General features: G+C 70.8%; 4 protein-coding genes. 1 reads left to right on the forward strand and 3 read right to left on the reverse strand.

All coding sequences use genetic code 11. The features are described 5' to 3' along the window. Window positions 1–16: 16 nt before the first annotated feature. From FKV25_RS03050 to FKV25_RS03060, 3 genes are all read right to left on the reverse strand, one after another. Window positions 17–862, reverse strand: a complete 846-nt coding sequence (locus tag FKV25_RS03050) for a DsbC family protein (protein WP_141517326.1) — start codon at window positions 860–862, stop codon at window positions 17–19. A 90-nt stretch (window positions 863–952) separates the two neighbouring features. Then, window positions 953–1,294, reverse strand: coding sequence for a low molecular weight protein tyrosine phosphatase family protein (locus FKV25_RS03055; RefSeq protein WP_141517327.1), 342 nt, complete (start codon window positions 1,292–1,294; stop codon window positions 953–955). A gap of 1 nt (window position 1,295) precedes the next feature. Further along, a complete protein-coding gene (locus FKV25_RS03060) occupies window positions 1,296–1,793 on the reverse strand; it encodes an RDD family protein (RefSeq protein ID WP_141517328.1) in 498 nt (165 codons plus the stop codon). 29 nt (window positions 1,794–1,822) lie between these two features. Between FKV25_RS03060 and xerD the strand changes: the two genes are divergently transcribed. Beyond that, entirely contained in the window at window positions 1,823–2,821 is a 999-nt protein-coding gene (gene xerD, locus FKV25_RS03065) for a site-specific tyrosine recombinase XerD (RefSeq protein WP_170218494.1), read from the forward strand. Window positions 2,822–3,495: the final 674 nt, after the last annotated feature.

Consider the following 3,495-nt stretch of genomic DNA (forward strand, 5'->3'; position numbering starts at 1 on the left):
GGGTCGGGGTACGGGCTCAGGCGCCGCCCGCCGGTGCCGAGGGCCGCGCGGCGCGATCGGCGGCCAGCTTGTCGAGGGTCTGCCGCAGGGCTTCCGGCGGGACGTAGCCACCGACCTGCACGCCGTCCTCGGTGAGGATCATCGGCGTGCCGGTGAGTCCGGCGCGCTGGCCGACGTTGTACTGCATGTTCACGGTGTTCTTGCAGTCCTGGCTGGGGACGGGCTTGTCGCTCTTGGCCGCGGTCAGTGCCTGCTTGCGATCACTCGCGCACCAGATCGAGACCATCTTCTTGTAGTCCTCGCTGCCCAGGCCCATGCGCGGGAACGCCAAGTACTCGATCGCGATGCCCTGCCGGTTGTACTCGGCGATCTCGCTGTGCAGCTTCCGGCAGTACCCGCACTCCACGTCGGTGAACACGGTGACGGTGTACTTGGGGTCCTGGGGCGCGAACACGATGCGCTCGCCGGCCGGGATCGTCTTGAGCAGGTCGCGGCGCAGGTGGGCGAAGGTCTCTTCGCTCAGGTTGGTCTGCGTGGTGGTGTCGTACAGCGCGCCCCCCTGCCCCGGCAGGAACATGTAACGCCCGTCGTCGCTCACGTAGACGATCTGGCCGCTGACGATGACTTCGCGGAAGCCGGGCATCGGCGCGGCGCCGACGTGCTCGGGCTTGAGGTTCTCGCTCAGGGTGCGCACGGCGGCCACCGCTCGCGCCTCGGGGGTACCTGCGTCGGGCTCGGGCGCGGCGGGCACGGTATTGGCGACCATCGGGGCCTTGCCGTTGGCGGCGGCATCGGGATCGGGGGCCTGTGCGCAGGCGGAGAGACTGATGGCGCCGAGCACGGCGAGGAGGGTGCGCTTCATGTGACGTCCTGACTGGCGGTGGGCCCCTCATGCATCGAGGGCAAGGCCTCGATTGTGGCATGGCGCGGCACGCCCGGCCGTGCGGTGTGTTCAGGTTGCCGGACGCGCGGGCAGGTGGCGTGGCACTTTCGCCATCAGCAGCGCCACCAGCGCGGGGGCCATGAAATCGAAGCGGTCGGGAATGTCGAGGCAGGCCACCCGTGCCCGCCCCGGCCAGGGCCGGAAACGCGCCGAGAGCCGGCTCCGGTGCCGGCGCTCCATCACCAGCACGATGTCGGCCCAGGCCAGCAGGTCCGGCGTCACCGGCGTGTCGGCGTCGGCACCGATCCCCGCCGACGCGGTCTCCACGCCCGGCCAGTCCGCGAACACCTGCTCCGCGGTGGGACTGCGCAGGCGGTTCTTGCCGCAGACGAACAGGACCTTGAACGTCATGTCAGTTCCGCGAGGCCCGCTCGCGGGGCGGGTCGCGGACCACACGGGTGCCACTGGCGCGGTCGTGCCAGGTCAGGCGGTCGCGATCGAACCAGGCCCACCAGAATCCCAGGCCGCCCGCCAGCAATGACAGGCTGCCGACCGCGTAGCGTCGCCACAGCGCGCGTGGGTCGGTCGGCCCGCCCCCGGCCGAGACCAGACGCAGCCGCCAGGGGCGCATGCCCAGGGTCTGCCCGCCACGGCGCCAGCTGACCACTGCGTACAGGCCCGACAAGCCCCAGCACACGCCCCACAGCAGCCACTGCAGCGCACTGAAAGGGGCGATGTTCTCGCGGGCGCCATGCCCGGCCAGGTAGTAGCCCACCGTGAACACCGCCGAGGCCAGCATCCACAACGCCAACACCGGCCAGACGTCGTAGAACAGGGCCAGCAGGCGCCAGCCGATCATCGGGCGCGGCGGCGTGACGCCGGGATCTTCGGGTACGGGGGCGGATGCCATCGCGAAATCATAATCGTTAAGCTGCCCGCATGACGCCCGACGCCCCCGATCACGATCCGTCCACGCGTGCATCGCGGCGAGCGCGGTCGCCGGCCGACCGCCGCGCCACGATGATGGCCTTGCCGTCGCTACCGGATGCCGACGCCCTGCGGATCGATGCCTTCATCGATGCCATCTGGGCCGAGAGCGGCCTGGCCCGCCCCACCCTGGACAGCTACCGCCGTGACCTCGCCGGCTTCGCGCGGTGGCGCGATGGCCGCGCGGGCGGACTGCCCGGGGCGGACCGCGCCGCCCTCTTCGACTACCTGGCCTGGCGCATGCGCGAGGGGTATTCGCCGCGCAGCAACGCGCGCCTGCTGTCGGCCTGGCGCGCCTTCTTCGGCTGGAGCGTGCGCCGGGGCGACCGGCACGACGACCCGACCGCGCTGCTCGAACCGCCGCGGCTGCCGCGCTCGCTGCCCAAGGCGATCACCGAGAGCCAGGTCGATGCCCTGCTCAAGGCGCCCGACACCGCCTCGCCCGAGGGTCTGCGCGACCGGGCCATGCTGGAACTGATGTACGCCTGCGGCCTGCGCGTGAGTGAACTGGTGAACCTGCCGGCCACCGGCGTCAACCTCCGCCAGGGGGTGCTCCGGGTGACCGGCAAGGGCAGCAAGGAGCGCCTCGTGCCGCTGGGCGAAGAAGCCCGGCACTGGCTTGAACGCTACCTGGCCAGTGCCCGGCCCGCGCTGGCGGGTCGCCATGCGTCGCCGGCCCTCTTCGTCGGCCACGGCGGCCAGCCCCCGTCTCGCCAGCAGTTCTGGCAACTGGTCAAGCGCTACGCGGCGGTCGCGGGCATCGACCCCGCGCGGATCAGCCCGCACGGGCTGCGGCACAGCTTCGCGACCCACCTGCTCAACCACGGCGCCGACCTGCGCTCGCTGCAGATGCTGCTGGGCCACAGCTCACTGTCCACGACGCAGATCTACACGCTGGTCGCGCGCGAACAGCTCAAACAACTCCACGCCAGGCACCACCCACGAGGTTGAAGCGAGACGGAGGGCGCGTCGAGAACGCCTCCCGGAGCGTGGAGCCATGCGCTTGCCTTGTTGGATCCTTCGATGCGCACCGCGCATGCCGGGCCCCCGGGTGCGCTTCGCTTACCCGGGCTACATGGGCGACGGCGCAGCCGCACCCCGCCCGGCGGCCCTACAAGCCGTCATCCCAGCGAACGCTGGGATCCAGCTTTTGTTTTCGACCGTGCCGCCTGTCATTGCCCCGGGACAGTTGGCCGGCACAGGACGTGGCGCAATGCGCTGCGCTTATTGCGCCCTACGAACTACATGGGCGACGTCGCAGCCGCACCCCGTCCGGCGGCCCTACAAGCCGTCATCCCAGCGGACGCTGGGATCCAGCTTTTGTTCTCGACCGTGCCGCCTCTCATTGCCCCGCGGCAGGTGGCCGGCACAGGGCGTGGCGCAATGCGCTGCGCTTATTGCGCCCTACGAACCGCGTCATACCGACCCCGGGTGCACTTCGCTTGCCCGGGCTGCGTGGGGTGATGCCGTTGCCGTTGTTCTTGATCTTGATCTTCGCGACATTGAGGCCGCCGAGCACCGCAGGCCATCGCGGCCGGAGAGGCGCCCTTGTCCGGGCGAAGCGAGTTTGGGCGCCGTGCCGCCATGGACGAGGCGCACAGGGGACCGGTGCGGCGAAGCCGGAC

The sequence above is a fragment of the Marilutibacter aestuarii genome (genome assembly GCF_006546775.1).
Taxonomy (GTDB): Bacteria; Pseudomonadota; Gammaproteobacteria; order Xanthomonadales; family Xanthomonadaceae; genus Marilutibacter; species Marilutibacter aestuarii.